The organism is Salicola sp. AFF1 (assembly GCF_056783195.1).
In genome coordinates this window covers 63,387-78,665 of sequence record NZ_JBXAYL010000014.1, presented here as the reverse complement: position 1 = coordinate 78,665, position 15,279 = coordinate 63,387, and the positions used below count along the sequence as shown (strand labels likewise).

At 62.6% G+C, this 15,279-nt stretch carries 15 protein-coding genes; 7 read left to right on the top strand and 8 right to left on the bottom strand.

The genetic code is table 11. From position 1 onward, the window contains the following. Positions 1-83: 83 nt before the first annotated feature. A complete protein-coding gene (locus AC1RQI_RS10990; RefSeq protein WP_416632421.1) occupies positions 84-755 on the bottom strand; it encodes a DUF4124 domain-containing protein in 672 nt (223 codons plus the stop codon). Positions 756-779: 24 nt separating this feature from the next. Next, positions 780-1,427, bottom strand: coding sequence for an orotate phosphoribosyltransferase (gene pyrE, locus AC1RQI_RS10985; RefSeq protein WP_416632420.1), 648 nt, complete (start codon positions 1,425-1,427; stop codon positions 780-782). A gap of 78 nt (positions 1,428-1,505) precedes the next feature. Between pyrE and AC1RQI_RS10980 the strand changes: the two genes are divergently transcribed. Next, positions 1,506-2,282, top strand: a complete 777-nt coding sequence (locus AC1RQI_RS10980) for an exodeoxyribonuclease III (RefSeq protein WP_416632419.1) — start codon at positions 1,506-1,508, stop codon at positions 2,280-2,282. Here the strand turns inward: AC1RQI_RS10980 and rph are convergent, their stop codons facing one another. Then, positions 2,283-2,999 (bottom strand): ribonuclease PH, encoded by a 717-nt coding sequence (rph, locus tag AC1RQI_RS10975; RefSeq protein WP_416632418.1) that lies wholly within the window; start codon positions 2,997-2,999, stop codon positions 2,283-2,285. A 126-nt stretch (positions 3,000-3,125) separates the two neighbouring features. Here rph and AC1RQI_RS10970 point away from each other — a divergent pair, with 126 nt between their 5' ends. The 5 genes from AC1RQI_RS10970 to AC1RQI_RS10950 all read left to right on the top strand — a co-directional run bounded on the left by AC1RQI_RS10970 (position 3,126) and on the right by AC1RQI_RS10950 (position 7,726). Beyond that, positions 3,126-3,995: a YicC/YloC family endoribonuclease gene (locus AC1RQI_RS10970; RefSeq protein ID WP_481904821.1), complete on the top strand. Its 870-nt coding sequence runs from the start codon at positions 3,126-3,128 to the stop codon at positions 3,993-3,995. A gap of 7 nt (positions 3,996-4,002) precedes the next feature. Then, positions 4,003-4,638: a guanylate kinase gene (gmk, locus tag AC1RQI_RS10965; RefSeq protein WP_416632416.1), complete on the top strand. Its 636-nt coding sequence runs from the start codon at positions 4,003-4,005 to the stop codon at positions 4,636-4,638. A 69-nt stretch (positions 4,639-4,707) separates the two neighbouring features. After that, positions 4,708-5,001: a DNA-directed RNA polymerase subunit omega gene (gene rpoZ / locus AC1RQI_RS10960; RefSeq protein WP_416632415.1), complete on the top strand. Its 294-nt coding sequence runs from the start codon at positions 4,708-4,710 to the stop codon at positions 4,999-5,001. A gap of 149 nt (positions 5,002-5,150) precedes the next feature. Next, positions 5,151-7,277 (top strand): RelA/SpoT family protein, encoded by a 2,127-nt coding sequence (locus AC1RQI_RS10955; protein WP_416632414.1) that lies wholly within the window; start codon positions 5,151-5,153, stop codon positions 7,275-7,277. A gap of 62 nt (positions 7,278-7,339) precedes the next feature. After that, positions 7,340-7,726, top strand: coding sequence for a RidA family protein (locus tag AC1RQI_RS10950; RefSeq protein WP_416632413.1), 387 nt, complete (start codon positions 7,340-7,342; stop codon positions 7,724-7,726). Positions 7,727-7,729: 3 nt separating this feature from the next. On the opposite strand, the gene AC1RQI_RS10945 is transcribed toward AC1RQI_RS10950, so the two are convergent. The 5 genes from AC1RQI_RS10945 to AC1RQI_RS10925 form a co-directional block, all read right to left on the bottom strand. Next, positions 7,730-8,419 (bottom strand): exonuclease domain-containing protein, encoded by a 690-nt coding sequence (locus AC1RQI_RS10945; protein ID WP_481904820.1) that lies wholly within the window; start codon positions 8,417-8,419, stop codon positions 7,730-7,732. Beyond that, a complete protein-coding gene (locus tag AC1RQI_RS10940) occupies positions 8,419-10,278 on the bottom strand; it encodes a putative nucleotidyltransferase substrate binding domain-containing protein (protein ID WP_481904819.1) in 1,860 nt (619 codons plus the stop codon). Before AC1RQI_RS10940 ends, AC1RQI_RS10945 begins: the two co-directional genes overlap by 1 nt. After that, complete coding sequence (locus AC1RQI_RS10935; protein WP_481904818.1) at positions 10,275-10,769, bottom strand: hypothetical protein; 495 nt, start codon at positions 10,767-10,769, stop codon at positions 10,275-10,277. Before AC1RQI_RS10935 ends, AC1RQI_RS10940 begins: the two co-directional genes overlap by 4 nt. Positions 10,770-10,913: 144 nt before the next feature. Continuing rightward, positions 10,914-12,647: a sodium:solute symporter family protein gene (locus tag AC1RQI_RS10930; protein WP_481904817.1), complete on the bottom strand. Its 1,734-nt coding sequence runs from the start codon at positions 12,645-12,647 to the stop codon at positions 10,914-10,916. Between the two features lie 12 nt (positions 12,648-12,659). Further along, complete coding sequence (locus AC1RQI_RS10925; RefSeq protein ID WP_416632408.1) at positions 12,660-12,938, bottom strand: DUF4212 domain-containing protein; 279 nt, start codon at positions 12,936-12,938, stop codon at positions 12,660-12,662. Positions 12,939-13,202: 264 nt separating this feature from the next. Between AC1RQI_RS10925 and acs the strand changes: the two genes are divergently transcribed. Continuing rightward, complete coding sequence (gene acs / locus AC1RQI_RS10920; protein ID WP_481904816.1) at positions 13,203-15,167, top strand: acetate--CoA ligase; 1,965 nt, start codon at positions 13,203-13,205, stop codon at positions 15,165-15,167. Positions 15,168-15,279: the final 112 nt, after the last annotated feature.

Sequence of the window (15,279 nt, the reverse complement as noted above, 5' to 3'; positions counted from 1 at the left end):
GCATGAGCCGTATACGTGGTCCGTATGTACGGTTCTGTGAGAGGGATGAGGCGGAGACGCCTCACCCTACTCGATATGGGGGGTCACTTCTCCATGGTGGCCAGGTCTTCGCGGGCCGTTTCTTCCTCCGGGATGGTTAGCGGCAGGGTCTGTTTCTTGTCGGTCAAGGTTTCAAGACGCTCGATCCTGTCCCTGTATTTGTCCCGGGTTTTTTCAGCCTCGTCGATCTCGTTTCGGATTTCGTTCAGCAGCGTCGCCTTCTCCGCGCGCAGACGCTTCATCTTATCCCGCAGTTTTTCAGGCACCTGCTCTCCCGCCCGCTCCTGATTGGCGGCGCGGCTCTGCAGTTCCGCAATCTGGTCCTCGATACTCTTGATGTTGGCAAGCTTGAGCTGGACGGTTCCGAAGCGCTCCTTCAGCTTGCGATGAAGGGCACGGACGGCGTCATCCGGCGCACTGTACTGGCGCAGCAGTCGGCGGTCCCGTTTTTTGCGCTCCTCGCGCTTTTTTTCCAGGCGCTTCTGGCGCTCGCGCTCGCGCCGGCGCTTGGCCAGTTCCTCTTCCGTGGGAGGCGGCGGAACCTTCTCCACCACTCGTCCGTTGCTGTCCAGCACCTCATAGCCCTGTTCCAGCGCCTCCCGGGGCAGTGTATTGCTCATCACCGTCTTGCCTTCTTCCGTCTCGTACCGGTACATCTCGGCCGAGACCGGTGTGGCCAGGAGCAGGCAAAGGGCAGTCAATAACCATCGGCGCATCGGGGTCCTCTCCTGTCGGCGTGCTCAGGTGACACCGTAAGTGTCTCGGTAGCGGGCCACTTTCTCCGCGTAGTCGGACATGTCGGGCAGCTCGCGCAGGTACTCCAGAATCTGGTCGAGGCTGATGATACTCACCACCGGCAGTCCGAATTCCGCTTCCACTTCCTGTATGGCGGAGCGTTCCGCCTGACCCTTCTCCTGGCGATCCAGCGCGACCAGTACGCCGGCTGGCGTGGCGCCCGCGGCCTGGATGCGCTCAATGGACTCGCGCACGGCAGTGCCAGCCGTGATCACGTCATCTACAATCAGGACCCGGCCTTCCAGGGGGGCGCCCACGATGTTACCGCCCTCGCCATGAGCCTTGTCTTCCTTGCGGTTGAAGGCCCAGGGTAGATCCAGGCGGTGATGGGTGGCCAGGGCCGACGCGGTGGCAGTGGCCAGGGGGATCCCCTTATAGGCTGGACCAAAGACCATGTCGCATTCCAGGTCACTGCGGGTAAGGGCCTGGGCGTAGGCCTGGCCCAGCCGGGCGAGGTCGCTGCCGCGCTGGAAAAGCCCGGTGTTGAAGAAATAGGGGCTGGTGCGGCCGGATTTCAGCTCAAATTCCCCAAAGCGCAGTACCTTGCGGGCGATAGCGAACTCGATGAACTCTCTCTGATAGGTCTGGATCATAGGGCCCTTTACGATCAGCGTGTTTTGTCCGTTGGCAAGCATGGGTATGATACACGCAAACCGAGGTTGGAATCATTTATGCGGGTCGTTACAGTCAGTGTCAACGGATTGCGCGAGGCAATCAGTAAGGGGTTTTTCGAGTGGCTCGCGGCGCGGGATGCGGACGTGGTAGCGCTGCAGGACCACCGGGTACGGATGGCTGATATCGAAGATGATCCAGCGCTGACCCCCGAGGGATACCAGGCTTGGTTCATTGATGCGGAGACGCCCGAAAGCGGAGGCGTGGGGTTCTATACCCGCTATTTCCCCAAGGCCATCATCTACGGTTTCAACTACGGTCCCGCGGATCGCGAGGGCCGCTACTTGCAGGCGGACTTCCAGAACCTCAGCGTGGCGTCCGTTTTGGCGCCCGCCTCGCACGAGGCCGGTGGGGATGAGGCGCGCGACGAATTCATGGAGGCCTTCCTGACCCACACGGGCAAGACAGCCCGCAAACGCCGCCAGTACATCATCTGCGCGAACCTGCGCACGGCGCATCGGGACGAGGATGCGGATTCGTTCTTCCATCGCCAGCCGGTTTCCGGCTTTCTACCTCACGAGCGGGCCTGGATGGATGAGCTGTTCAACCAGCAGGGCTATCTGGATGCCTACCGGGCACTGGTCACGGATGGCAGGGCCGCCACCTGGTGGCCGGAGTGGGCCCGGAACTGGCGTCGCTCCCCCGGTTGGCGGACGGACTACCAGATGCTCACGCCGGGGCTGCATGAGGTGGTGGACGATGGCTGGATCGACACGGACGCGGGCTTTTCCGACCACGCGCCCGTGGTGATGGACTATCGCGTCTCGCCACAATAATCAGTCGGCGAGGGCAGCCTTCTGGGCTTCGAACAGTTCATCAATGCCCTTGCGCGCCAGCGTCAGCATTGAATCCAGCTCCTGCTGCTCAAAGGCTTCGCCTTCCGCCGTTCCCTGGATTTCAATGAAACCGCCTTTGTCCGTCATGATCACGTTCATGTCGGTTTCGGCCGTGGAATCTTCCGGGTAGTCCAGGTCCAGGACCGGGGTCCCGTCATAAACACCCACGGAAATGGCGCCCACCATCTGTTTGAGTGGGCTGCGGGTGAGTCGACCGTTGGCCACCAGTGTGTTGAGGGCATCCACCAGGGCCACGCAGCCGCCGGTGATGGCCGCCGTACGGGTGCCACCGTCAGCCTGGATGACATCGCAGTCAATCACGACGCTGTGCTCTCCCAGCGCTTCCAGGTCCACGGCAGCGCGCAGTGACCGTCCGATCAGGCGCTGGATCTCGATGGTGCGTCCGCCCTGCTTGCCGCGGCTCGCTTCCCGGCCCATGCGGTCGCCGGTGGAACGGGGCAGCATGCCGTATTCGGCCGTTACCCAACCCTGGCCCTGGCCTTTCAGGAAGGGGGGAACTTTGTTCTCCACGCTGGCCGTGCAGATGACTTGGGTGTCGCCGAACTCAGCCAGGACGGCGCCCTCGGCGTGCTTGGTGTAATGACGTGTCAGGCGGATGTTGCGCAGCTGGTCGGGGTTTCGGCCACTCGGGCGCATGCTCGCTCCTTGGGTTGGTGAATGGTACGGGGCGCAGAGTCTAGCACGCCATGGCCGAGCTGCGGGCGTGTGCTTGCCAGCGGTGGTACACTGGCCGGTTCATGCCCGAGCACAAAGGGAGCGGCCATGGCGACACTGAACAGCATGACGGCGTTTGCGCGCCACCAGCACCAGGCGCAATGGGGCACCCTGACCTGCGAGTGCCGCACCGTGAACCATCGTTATCTGGACCCGTCGTTGCGCTTGCCTGATCCCCTGCGCCACCGGGAGATGATCTACCGGGAGCGTCTGGGGCTGTGGTTTGCACGGGGCCGGGTCGAGCTCCAGTTCCGCCTGGAGGGGAGTGATCAGCTTTCTGGTGATGAACCGGATCCGGCGGCACTGCGTCGCCTGCGCCAGGCCATGGTGCGGGTGGAGCAGGAGATCCCGGATGCGGCCCCGGTTTCTCCGCTGGATGTGCTGCGCTGGCCGGGCATCCTGTCCGACGGTGAACTGCCGGAAGACGCGATTGTCGCCGCCGCGGATGAACTGCTTGAACGCACCCTTGAGGACGTGGCGGAGCAGCGCCGCCGCGAGGGTGCCCGCCTGGCCCCGTTGCTGGCGGAGCGGCTGGAGGCGGTCGAGGGGCATGTGGTTGACCTGCGCCAACGGATACCGGCGTGGCGCGAGCAGCAGCGCCAGCGGCTGGTTGAGCGCCTGTCGGAGGCCGGCGCCGAGCCAACGGATGAGCGTCTGGCGCAGGAGCTGGCCCTGTTGGCCCAGAAAGCGGATGTATCCGAGGAGCTGGACCGGCTTGATGCCCATGCGGCAGAAGTTCGGGCGGCGTTGGCAGAGGGCAGCCCGGTGGGGCGGCGCCTGGATTTTCTGATGCAGGAGCTCAACCGGGAGGCGAATACGCTCAGCAGCAAGTCCACGGCAGCGGAGCTGACCCGGGTGGCGGTGGACATCAAGGTGCTGATCGAACAGATGCGTGAACAGATACAGAATGTGGAGTAATCCGATCATGAGCGAGCAGCCTTACCTGGGCACGCTATTCGTGGTGTCGGCGCCTTCCGGGGCGGGCAAGACCAGCCTGGTGGCGGGGGCGCTGGAGCGCGATCCGGCGTTGACCGTTTCCGTGTCGCATACCACCCGCCCGGCGCGTCCAGGGGAGCAGGACGGCGTCAACTATCACTTTGTCACCGAGCAGGAGTTTCTCTCGCTCATGGAAGCGGGCACGTTCCTGGAGCACGCGCAGGTCTTCGACAATTACTATGGCACCTCGGGCGACTGGGTGGACGAGCAGCTGGCCGCCGGGCGGGACGTGATCCTGGAGATTGACTGGCAGGGGGCCCAGCAGATCCGGCGCCTGCGGCGTCATGCGGTGTCCGTGTTCATTGTGCCGCCGTCGCCTGAAGCGCTGCGGGAACGCCTCCAGGGGCGTGGCCAGGACAGCGACGAGGTCATTGAGCGCCGCCTTTACGAGGCGGCCGAGGAGTGCCGTCACGTGGCGGAGTATGATTACCTGGTCGTGAATGACGACTTCGAGCGTGCGCTGGAGGAGCTTCTGGTCGTGCTGCGGGCGCAGCGCCAGTGCCTGAGCCGTCAGAGCCAGCGCCATGAGGCGCTGCTGAGCGCGCTGTCACAGGCCGATCAATGATGGCCAGAAAGCTGCCACTGGGTTACACTGTTCAGTCCCCAGTGACCTACATACGACTAGAGGTAATCCATGGCACGCGTCACCGTTGAGGACTGTCTGGACCACGTTGACAACCGCTTCCAGCTTGTCATGCTCTCCACCAAGCGGGCCCGCCAGCTGGCGACCTATGGCAGTGAGCCCAAGGTTACACCGGAGAACGACAAGCCCACAGTGCTGGCTCTGCGCGAGATTTCAGCAGGCAAGGTCAGCTTCGAGAGCGTAGCGGCTGATGAGCGGGCAATGGAAGCGGAGTCCGTGGACACATCATCCGGCAATGCGAATGCTGGCGCTTCTTCGAGCGAAGAAGGTGAAGCCGAGAGCTGAAGCCAGCCGTTAGTGATTCTGTAGAAACCGGGGAACCCCCGGTTTTTTTATGTGTGTACACACTATAATCTATAGGGGAAGGGAAGCAGGAAGAACCGGCACGGAGGCAACCGGCTCAACATCACCTCGCGGAGTATCCCGAACAGCCAATGTCGACGATCGACGCACTGGCGGAACGCCTCGGTAGCTACCTGGATGACCAGAAGGTCAACCAGGTCCGGAGGGCCTATTTCTACGCGGAACAGGCCCATGAGGGGCAGTATCGTCGCAGTGGTGAGCGCTACATCAGCCACCCGCTGGCGGTGGCCAATATACTGGCCCAGCTCAACCTGGATCACCAGAGCCTGATGGCGGCCATGCTCCATGACGTCATCGAGGACACGGGCATTCCCAAGGAGGCCCTGGTCGAGCAGTTCGGGGCACCGGTTGCCGAACTGGTGGACGGGGTCAGCAAGCTGACCCAGATCGAATTCCGTTCCCGGGCTGAGGCGCAGGCCGAGAACTTCCAGAAGATGACCCTGGCCATGGCGCGCGACATCCGCGTGATCCTGGTCAAGCTCGCGGACCGACTCCACAACATGCGCACGCTGGGGCCGCTGAACCCGGAAAAGCGGCGTCGCATCGCCACCGAGACCCTCGATATCTATGCGCCCATCGCGCACCGGCTCGGTATGCATAGCCTGTGCGTGGAGCTGGAGGACCTGGGCTTTGCCGCCATGTACCCCATGCGCTCTCAGTACATCGCCAAGGCCGTGCGCAAGCTGCGTGGCGAACACCATGAGATCATTGATGAGATCCGCAGCAGCCTTGAGGAAAAGCTGCGTGAACGCGGGCTTTCCGGGCGCATCGTCGGGCGTGAGAAGCACCTGAACTCCATCTACAACAAGATGAAGTTCAAGCACAAATCCTTCGGTGAGATCATGGATGTCTATGCCTTCCGGATCATCACCGATTCCGTGGATGACTGCTACCGCATTCTGGGGGCTGTGCACAGTCTTTATAAACCGCTGCCGGGCCGGTTCAAGGACTACATTGCCATGCCCAAGGCCAATGGCTATCAGTCGCTTCACACCACGCTTTTCGGTAAGCATGTGAACATTGAGATCCAGATCCGCACCGAAGCAATGGAGAGCGTGGCGAATCACGGCATCGCGGCGCACTGGATGTACAAACACGACTCGGAAGTGGGTGAAGCCAATCAGAAACGTGTGGATCGCTGGCTCGAAGGGCTGATGGAGATGCGCGAGCGGGCGGATGATTCGCTGGAGTTCATCGAGCACGTGAAGGTGGATCTTTTCCCGGACGAGATCTATGTGTTCACGCCCAAGGGGCGGATCATGGAGCTGCCGCGGGGCGCCACGGCGGTGGACTTTGCTTACGCCATCCATACGGACATTGGCAATGCCTGTGTCGCATGCCGGGTGGACCGACAGCTGGCACCGCTGAGCCGGCCACTGCAAAGTGGCCAGACGGTGGAGATTGTCACCGCGCCGGGGGCACGGCCCAGCCCGGTCTGGCTCAATTACGTGGTCACCGGTAAAGCGCGTTCAAGCATCCGTCACGTGCTCAAGACCCAGGAGCGCAAGGAGTCCATGGAGCTCGGGCGCCAGTTGCTCAGCCGCTCACTCAACAGCCTTGGGGCGCGCCTGGATGACCTCAGCGAGGCGCGCATTCAACGGGTGCTCGAGCACAACCAGGCGCCAAGCTTTGAGCGGCTGCTGGCGGATATCGGGCTGGGTAACCGCATGGCTTACATCATTGCTCGGCAACTGGCTCCGGATCTCGAAGGCGACAGCGAGGCCACACCGTCTCTGGAAGAGACGCGTGCCGGACAAACCATGACCATTGCCGGCAGCGAGGGCTCGGTGATCCAGTTTGCGGACTGCTGCCAGCCGATCCCTGGTGATCCCATTGTGGGGCGGATGAGTTCTGGGGATGGCATGGTAATCCACTCTGAGCGCTGCGATAGCGTGCGTCACCTGGATGCCGACTCTCCCCAGCTGGTCTACCTGACCTGGGCCAAGAACATCACCGACGACTTCTCGGTGGAGTTGCGGGTGGAGACCGCCCGTAAGCGGGGGCTGATTGCGGAGCTGGCTAACACCGTCACCCTGGCGGAGGCCAGCATTGAGGGCATCAATGTGGATGAATACGATGCCCGCCACAGTGTGGTCGTCATGGCTCTGCATGTGACCGGGCGTCGTCAACTGGCACGGATCATGCGCCGCATCAGAAACCTGCGCACGGTCAAGTCGGTCACCCGTGTCCGGCGTTGACAGCGCCGCGTCGGCGGGCGAGCATCAGGGTTTCGTGATAGACGACAGGAAAGCCGTAACCCATGACAAACAAGTCCATCATTCAGACGGATACCGCACCAGAAGCCATTGGTCCCTACTCCCAGGCCGTGAAGGCGGGTGATACCGTCTATCTCTCGGGCCAGATTCCGCTGGACCCGGAAACCATGGAGTTGGTGCCGGGGGGCTTCGAGGAGCAGGTCCGGCGTGTGTTCGCCAACCTCAAGGCGGTCTGCGAGGCTTCTGGCGGCAGCATTCAGGATCTGGTGAAACTCAACATCTACCTCACGGATATGGGTAACTTCGCCACCGTCAATGAAATCATGACCACCGTCTTTGGCGAACCCTATCCCGCACGCGCTGCCCTCGGCGTGGCCGCCCTCCCCAAGGGGGCGCAGGTCGAGATGGACGCGGTCATGGTGCTCAAGTAGTACTCAGACCTGGCTGATGCAGTGCCGGACCCTGGGGCCGTCACCGCCATAGTGGCGGGCCCAGGCCATAAAGAGTTCACCGCATGCCAGGGCATCTTCCAGCGCGTTGTGCGCGTTGATCGCCGGCAGGCCGTAGCGCTCGCGGCAGCGATCCAGCCGCAGGGTGTTGCGTGGCAGAGTCTGCTTGCGCTGGAACAGCCGCTTCTTCTCCAGGCGCAGTGTGTCCGCGGTGGGCTGGAACCAGTCCATGCCGAACTGTTCCCGGTAGGCGGCACGCAGGAAGCCTGTATCCAGCGGCGCGTGATGCATCACGACCAGGCGGTCCGTCAGGGCCCGGGCGAGCATGCGCAGCCCCGAGGGCAGGTCCAGGCCCTCGCTGCGGTCGCTGTCGCGGATGTGGTGGATGGTGGCGCTGTTGCCCACCAGGTTGCGGCTGTCGATCAGCACGTGCCGGGCGGTATCCAGCCGGATGCGGCCCTGGTCCAGGGCTACCCAGCCCAGGCTGATGATGGTGCCGGTTTTGGGGTCCAGACCGGTGGTCTCCAGATCAATGGCCAGCCAGTCCACCTCGTCCCAGCGGGCGTTGCTGTTGGGCCAGCGGCTTGCGAGCAGCCGTTCGAGCGCCGGATCCGGAAAGGGGTGGCGTGCATAGCGGCGGCGGGCCCGCTCGTGGCGGGCGCGCGTCAGCCACATCAGCGCATCCCCTGGCGGTAGGTCAGGCGCACGGATTTCTGGGCGCTGTCGACCAGCTGGAAGGCGTCCCGCAGCTGTTCACGGGCAAGCTTGGGCAGGTTGCGCGGGTTGCAGTGGTTGCTCAATGCCTCGCCTTCGCGGATCTGGTCCGCCTGCACCTGGAGCCGGACCTGCATCAGAAAGCGCAGCGCGTCCTGCAGGTTGCGGGCGTCGTAGCGGGTCATGTGCCGGCCCCGCGCCAGCTCGTCCAGTCGCTCCAGGGTATTGATGCGCTCGATGCCTGCGGCCAGCGCGTGCAGCCTCACGATTTCAATGATTGGCAGCAGGCCCCGTTTCTTCAGATTCAGGGTGTCCTTGTGTTCGCCGTTGCGCTCCACCACAAAGCGCCGGAAGATGCCGATGGGAGGGCTGCCTTCGAGCACGTTCTCCGCCAGGGCCGCCTGGAAAATGGAGTTGGCCTTGACGCGTTGGAGCATGTGGGACTGGACCTGGCTGGTGAGGGAGGTATCGCCGTACACGGTGCGCAGGTCGAAGGCGATGCTGATCTCCATGACGTGATGCGGACTGAAGCTTGAGACCCAGTTATCCACCGCCTGGTACCAGCCGGAAAGCCGGCGGCGCCAGAAGGGGTTGGTTGCCATGACGTTGCCGTTGCAATACACGTAACCGCACTCATCCAGGCCGTCGCTGACCTTGGTGGCCAGTTGCTCGAACCACGCCATGTCCTCGTCCGTAGCCTCATCGGGGATGATCAACCCATTGTCCTGGTCGGCATTGAGCAGCTGTTCGGCCCGGGCCTGGGAACCGAAGCACAGCCAAGCGAAGGGCACGGGGGCTGGGCCCAGTTCGTCCATGGCCATTTCGATCAGCCGGTTGGTCACGGTATCGCTGATGGCGGTGAGGATGTGGCTCACCTGCTCGGCGGGCACGCCCGCGTCCGTCCAGCGAAGAAGGAACTGTGGAATATCGCGGAGAACCGTTTGCAGGGTGGCGATGGAGTCCTGGCGCGACAGGCGCTGGACGATGTAGACCGGGTCGTCCTGGCGCGCGGAGATCAGGTCCGAGGTGGTGAGGATGCCGACCGGCCTGCGCCCATCCAGTACCGGCAGGTGGTGCATGCGGTGGCGCGTCATCAGCAGGGTGGCGTCGAACAGCGTTGCGTTCTGGTCCAGGCTCACCGGCTCCGGTGTCATGATCTCGGAAACGGGCGTATCCGGGGAGCGCCGCGACGCCAGTACCCGGCTGCGCAGGTCCCGGTCGGTAACAATGCCGCTGAGTTCTTCCCCGTTGAGAACCAGGGCTGACGAAACCCGTCGGGCGGACATCTGTTCAGCCAACTCGTACACCGGGGTTGTTTCCGAGGTGGTCACGAGGTTTGTGGCCATCAGGTTTTGCACCGGCATCAACATGCCATCGGGCGATACCATGCTGCGCGTGGCGCGAAACAGGCGCCGGGAGCGCTGGCCGTGGAAGAAGCGGTCGAAGTCGCGGTAGCGGCTGCGCAACTCCTGGTAGGCTTTCTGGGGGAGAAAGTAGATGAGGCTGTCTTCAATCAGAACGGCGCGCACCCCCGGTTCCTGCTGCAGCAGTCCGCTGAGGGCGAAACTCTCGCCCTCGGCCAGCCGGTCCAGCAGCTCGCCGTCCTGGCCGCGGAGCTCCACGGCGCCACTGCGCAGGATGCGCAATCCCTGATCCCGGGTGTTTTCGTCGAACACATGGCCGTTGCGGAAATAACCGATCTCCATTTCGAGGACAATGCGCTCAATCTCGCCCTCAGGCAGGGCACTGAAGGGCAGGGTCTGGCGGATGAAATCCGCGATGGAGGCGAGTTCCGGGGGCAGGGATTGGGTTTCAGTCATTTGCGGAAGTCCTCCCCAAAGCTGGTCTCATAGTCGATGAAGACCGTCTTGGCTTCGCCGTAATAGTTGGTGCCGTCCGCACGGGCCAGCACCCTCATGCGGGCCTTGGTGCTGGCTTCGCCTGGAATCACGCCTTGCCAGCGGGTGCGTGGCTCATTCATCGGCTCCAACGCGGTCTGCTCTGTGTCATCCGCGCCAGGGTTCACCCAGCCCATGCTCATGGCATCCAGAGGATGTGCGGACTCCAGCCGGACTGCCAGCTCTCCCTCGCCAGCGCGGTCAACCTGAATACTGAGCTCAAAGTTGCCGTTGCTCATGGTGCAGGTGCCACTCTCATAACGGCAGTTGGATTCACCGATGAGCTCATAGCCAAGCCCTTCTTTGGCTTTTTCCTTTTCTTCAGCGAGCATCGTGTCGGCTGCGAACCACGCCAATATGGCCAGGGCGGGAGCAACCAGCAGCGCGATGATGAAATGGAAGTTGCGGAACATGCTTGGCCTCTGGTCAGGGTAAAGGGAATTGCCGGGACAGGACCCCGTAGTAGGGGGTGCTCTCCCGGCGACTCCGTTCAGGGTAGTTGAAAAAGGAGGACCAGTGCTGGCGCACCAGCACTGGTCCTGGTTGGTGGTTCCGGATCAGTGGCCGCCGGAGGCCAGCGAGGAGCCGACCGGTACCCGCACGTCGTCCACAATGTGCTGGATGTGATCCGGGGGTTCCGGTGTCATCTTGCACACCACCATAGCGACGATGAAGTTGACGATGGCGCCCACAGCACCGAAGGCGTTCGGCGAGATACCGAAGAACCAGTTCGGATCCAGGCCGCCCAGGAAGGACGTGCTGGCGACGAACATGATGCCCTTGTGCTGGAACACGTAGAGCAGGTTCACGGTCAGGCCCGCCAGCATGCCGGCGATGGCGCCTTCCTTGTTCATCTTCTTGTAGAAGATGCCGAACATCAGGGCCGGGAACAGGCTGGCCGCTGCGAGCCCGAAGGCCAGTGCCACTGTCCCCGCTGCGAAGCCGGGTGGATTGAAACCCAGGTACCCCGCTACGGCAATGGAGGCCGCCATTGAGATCCGCCCCGCCAGCAGCTCGTTCTTCTCCGAGATATCCGGCTTGAATACCCCTTTCAACAGGTCGTGGGAGACCGCCGAGGAGATGGCCAGCAACAGACCCGCTGCCGTGGACAGGGCGGCGGCGAGACCACCGGCGGCCACGATTGCGATCACCCAGTCGGGCAGCATGGCGATCTCGGGGTTGGCGAGCACGATGATGTCACGGTTGAGCTCGGTGACCTCGTTCTCATCCTCGTTGGAGCTGTAGGTGATGGTGCCGTCGTTGTCCTTGTCGGTGAACTCGATGAGTCCGGTCTGCTCCCAGTTTTTAACCCATTGGGGCCGCTCTTCGTAGACCATCTCGGTAGCCTCGGTGGTGCCGAAGGTCTCCATCAGGTTCAGGCGGGCCATGGCGCCAACGGTTGGAGCCGTGGTGTAAAGAATAGCGATGAACACCAGGGCCCAGCCCGCGGAGGAGCGTGCCGCCTTGACGGTCGGGACCGTGAAGAAGCGGATGATGACGTGCGGCAGGCCCGCGGTACCGATCATCAGCGAGAGGGTGTAGAAGAACATGTTGATGCGGTTGTGCTCGTCCACCGCTACGTACTCGGCAAAGCCAAGTTCGTTCAGAACCTGGTCCAGCCGGTCCAGCACATAGGTGCCGTGCTCGGTCAGGGTGGAGCCAAGGCCGATCTGCGGCAGCGCCCAGCCCGTCATCTGCAGGGAAATGAAGACAGCCGGCACCGTGTAGGCGGTGATCATCACGCAGTACTGAGCGATCTGGGTGTAGGTGATGCCCTTCATGCCGCCCATGACCGCGTAGAAGAACACGATGACCATGCCAATGGACAGGCCCATCTCATAGCTCACTTCCAGGAAGCGGGAGAAGGCAACGCCGGTACCGGTCATCTGGCCGATAACGTAGGTCAGCGAGGCCAGGATCAGGCAGATAACGCCGATGATCCGTGCCGCGTTGGAGTAGTAGCGATCCCCCAGGAACTCCGGCACCGTGAATTTGCCGAACTTGCGCAGGTAGGGGGCCAGCAGCATGGCAAGCAGCACGAAGCCGCCGGTCCAGCCCATGAGGAAGACCGAGCCGCCATAACCGAGGAAGGCGATAAGGCCGGCCATGGAGATGAAACTCGCCGCGGACATCCAGTCGGCTGCCGTGGCCATACCGTTGGCAACCGGATGGACGCCCTTGGAGGCGACGTAGAACTCGCGGGTTGAGCCCGCCTTACAGTAGATGGCAATGCCGATGTAGAGCGCGAAGGTGGCGCCCACGACAATATAGATCAGTGTCTGCTGGTCCATGGTGAGCTCCCTTTACGCTGCGTCGTCTTTTTCTTCGACGCCGTATTTCCGGTCCAGCCGGTCCATCAGTTTCGCGTACACGAAGATCAGCACCACGAAGGTGATGATTGAACCCTGTTGAGCGAACCAGAAACCGAGCGGGTAACCGCCGATATGGATGGCGTTCAGTGCCTCCGCGAAGAGGATGCCGCAGCCGTAGGACACAAAGGCCCAGACGGCGAGCAACCACCCGATGATGCGCAGGTTGTCACGCCAGTACTGTTTTTTGAGAGCTTCATTCTGGAATGCCATCAGCATTTCCCCCCATTATTGTTGTCAACGCGTCCACGGTGGATCACCGCTACAGCGCAGCTTTGACCCGGTGGCCGCCAGTCTCCATACGACTTTGGTCTAAACACGCTGAAATCTGTGTTAAGCCCCTGTCATGCAAGGGATCAGGGGCGTTAGACCATGGTCTAATACCCAGCGTCGCCCACCGGGTCGACACTGGGGGTACACAGCCTTTGTCGCGAAGGCCCCGAATGGATAAACCGAACAAGATCTGAGGAGGCAGTGATGAGTGATGAAGCGGTCTACCCGGTTACGGACCACTTCCGGAACAAGGCACTGATCGATGGAGAGACTTACGAGGCCATGTATCAGCGTTCCATCCAGGACCCGGAAGCCTTCTGGGCGGAACAGGCCAAGCGCCTTGACTGGATGAAGCCGTTCTCGCGCGTCAAGGATGTCTCCTTTGCCAGTAATGACGTGCACATCCGCTGGTTCGACGACGGCACCCTGAACGCGGCCGCCAACTGCATCGACCGTCATCTGGAGGAGCGCAGCGGCCAGCCGGCGATCATCTGGGAGCCGGACGAGGAAAGCGAGGACAACCGGGTCATTACCTACGCGGAGCTTCACGAGGAGGTCTCGCGGCTGGCGAATGGCCTGAAGTCGCTCGGCGTTGGGAAAGGCGACATTGTGACGCTGTACATGCCGATGGTGCCGGAGGCGGCCTATGCCATGCTTGCCTGCGCCCGCATCGGGGCCATTCACAGCGTGGTCTTCGGTGGTTTCTCGCCGGAGGCACTGGCCGGCCGGATTGACGATGGCGGTTCGCGCATCGTGATCACTGCGGATGAAGCCCGCCGTGGCGGTAAGAAGGTCCCACTGAAGGCGAACGTCGACGAAGCCGTGTCGCTTTGCAGGGAGTCCCGCGTTGACAATGTTGTGGTGCTCAAGGCAACCGGCGGCAACGTTGACTTCAACGGCAACCGCGACATCTGGTACCGCGACCTGGTGGGCAACCAGTCCGACCAGTGTGAACCGGAAGAAGTGAACGCCGAGGACACCCTCTTCGTGCTCTATACCTCCGGCTCCACCGGCAAGCCCAAGGGCGTGGTCCACACCACGGGCGGCTATCTGCTGCACACCGCCATCACCCACGAATACGTCTTTGACTACCGTCCGGGTGAGGTCTACTGGTGCAGCGCGGACGTGGGCTGGATTACTGGTCACTCCTACGTGGTCTACGGTCCGCTCGGCAACGGCGGTACCACCATGATGTTCGAGGGCGTGCCCACCTATCCGGATGTGGGACGCCTGGGCCGGATCATCGACAAGTACAAGATTGCGACCTTCTACACCGCCCCCACCGCCATCCGCTCACTGATGGCCGAGGGCGATGCGCCGGTAGCGAACGCCGACCTGAGCTCACTGAAGCTGCTTGGCACCGTGGGTGAACCCATCAACCCCGAGGCCTGGCGCTGGTTCCACCAGAAGTTCGGCAAGGGCCAATGCCCGATCGTTGACACCTGGTGGCAGACGGAGACCGGCGGCATCCTGATCTCGCCGCTGCCCGGTGCGACCGATCTCAAGCCCGGTTCCGCCACCAAGCCCTTCTTCGGCATCCAGCCCGGGCTGATGGATCCCGAGGGCAATGAGCTCGAAGGCGCCACCTCAGGGGGACTGGTGCTCAAGGACAGCTGGCCCGGCCAGATGCGCACGATCCTGGGGAACCACCAGCGCTTCGTGGAAACCTACTTCTCCACCTATGAAGGCTGCTACTTCACCGGTGACGGCGCCAAGCGTGACGAGGACGGCTACTACTGGATCACCGGCCGCGTGGACGACGTGCTCAACGTCTCCGGCCACCGCATGGGAACGGCCGAGGTGGAAAGCGCCCTGGTTTCCCATGACAGTGTCGCCGAGGCAGCGGTTGTGGGGTGTCCCCATGAGATCAAGGGGCAGGGCATTTACGTCTATGTAACGCTTACCCATGACTACTCGCCCAGCGATGACCTGGCGAAGGAGCTCAAGCAGCACGTGCGCAAGGAGATCGGCCCGATCGCCACGCCGGACGTCATCCAGTGGGCCGATGGGCTGCCCAAGACCCGCTCCGGCAAGATCATGCGCCGAATCCTGCGCAAGATCGCCGCGGATGAGTTCGACGCCCTTGGCGATACCTCCACGTTGGCTGATCCCAATGTGGTCGATGACCTGATTGAAGGTCACAGAGTCGCCGCCGGTTCCGACCAGTAAGCCGGTACGCGCGGTTATCCCCGGGATCATTGCGCGATCCGCCAACAGGGACTATGTTCAGTGGGGCATCGGCCATGGGCCGTTGCCCCACTTCTGCTTGCAAGCCAGGGAG

Coding starts and splice junctions, on each gene's coding strand:
- acs (WP_481904816.1), top strand. CDS start 13,203: ATGAGTGATGAAGCGGTCTACCCGGTTACGGACCACTTCCGGAACAAG.
- AC1RQI_RS10940 (WP_481904819.1), bottom strand. CDS start 10,278: ATGACTGAAACCCAATCCCTGCCCCCGGAACTCGCCTCCATCGCGGAT.
- AC1RQI_RS10980 (WP_416632419.1), top strand. CDS start 1,506: ATGCGGGTCGTTACAGTCAGTGTCAACGGATTGCGCGAGGCAATCAGT.
- gmk (WP_416632416.1), top strand. CDS start 4,003: ATGAGCGAGCAGCCTTACCTGGGCACGCTATTCGTGGTGTCGGCGCCT.
- AC1RQI_RS10950 (WP_416632413.1), top strand. CDS start 7,340: ATGACAAACAAGTCCATCATTCAGACGGATACCGCACCAGAAGCCATT.
- AC1RQI_RS10945 (WP_481904820.1), bottom strand. CDS start 8,419: ATGTGGCTGACGCGCGCCCGCCACGAGCGGGCCCGCCGCCGCTATGCA.
- AC1RQI_RS10925 (WP_416632408.1), bottom strand. CDS start 12,938: ATGGCATTCCAGAATGAAGCTCTCAAAAAACAGTACTGGCGTGACAAC.
- AC1RQI_RS10990 (WP_416632421.1), bottom strand. CDS start 755: ATGCGCCGATGGTTATTGACTGCCCTTTGCCTGCTCCTGGCCACACCG.
- AC1RQI_RS10955 (WP_416632414.1), top strand. CDS start 5,151: ATGTCGACGATCGACGCACTGGCGGAACGCCTCGGTAGCTACCTGGAT.
- rph (WP_416632418.1), bottom strand. CDS start 2,999: ATGCGCCCGAGTGGCCGAAACCCCGACCAGCTGCGCAACATCCGCCTG.
- AC1RQI_RS10930 (WP_481904817.1), bottom strand. CDS start 12,647: ATGGACCAGCAGACACTGATCTATATTGTCGTGGGCGCCACCTTCGCG.
- AC1RQI_RS10970 (WP_481904821.1), top strand. CDS start 3,126: ATGGCGACACTGAACAGCATGACGGCGTTTGCGCGCCACCAGCACCAG.
- pyrE (WP_416632420.1), bottom strand. CDS start 1,427: ATGATCCAGACCTATCAGAGAGAGTTCATCGAGTTCGCTATCGCCCGC.
- AC1RQI_RS10935 (WP_481904818.1), bottom strand. CDS start 10,769: ATGTTCCGCAACTTCCATTTCATCATCGCGCTGCTGGTTGCTCCCGCC.
- rpoZ (WP_416632415.1), top strand. CDS start 4,708: ATGGCACGCGTCACCGTTGAGGACTGTCTGGACCACGTTGACAACCGC.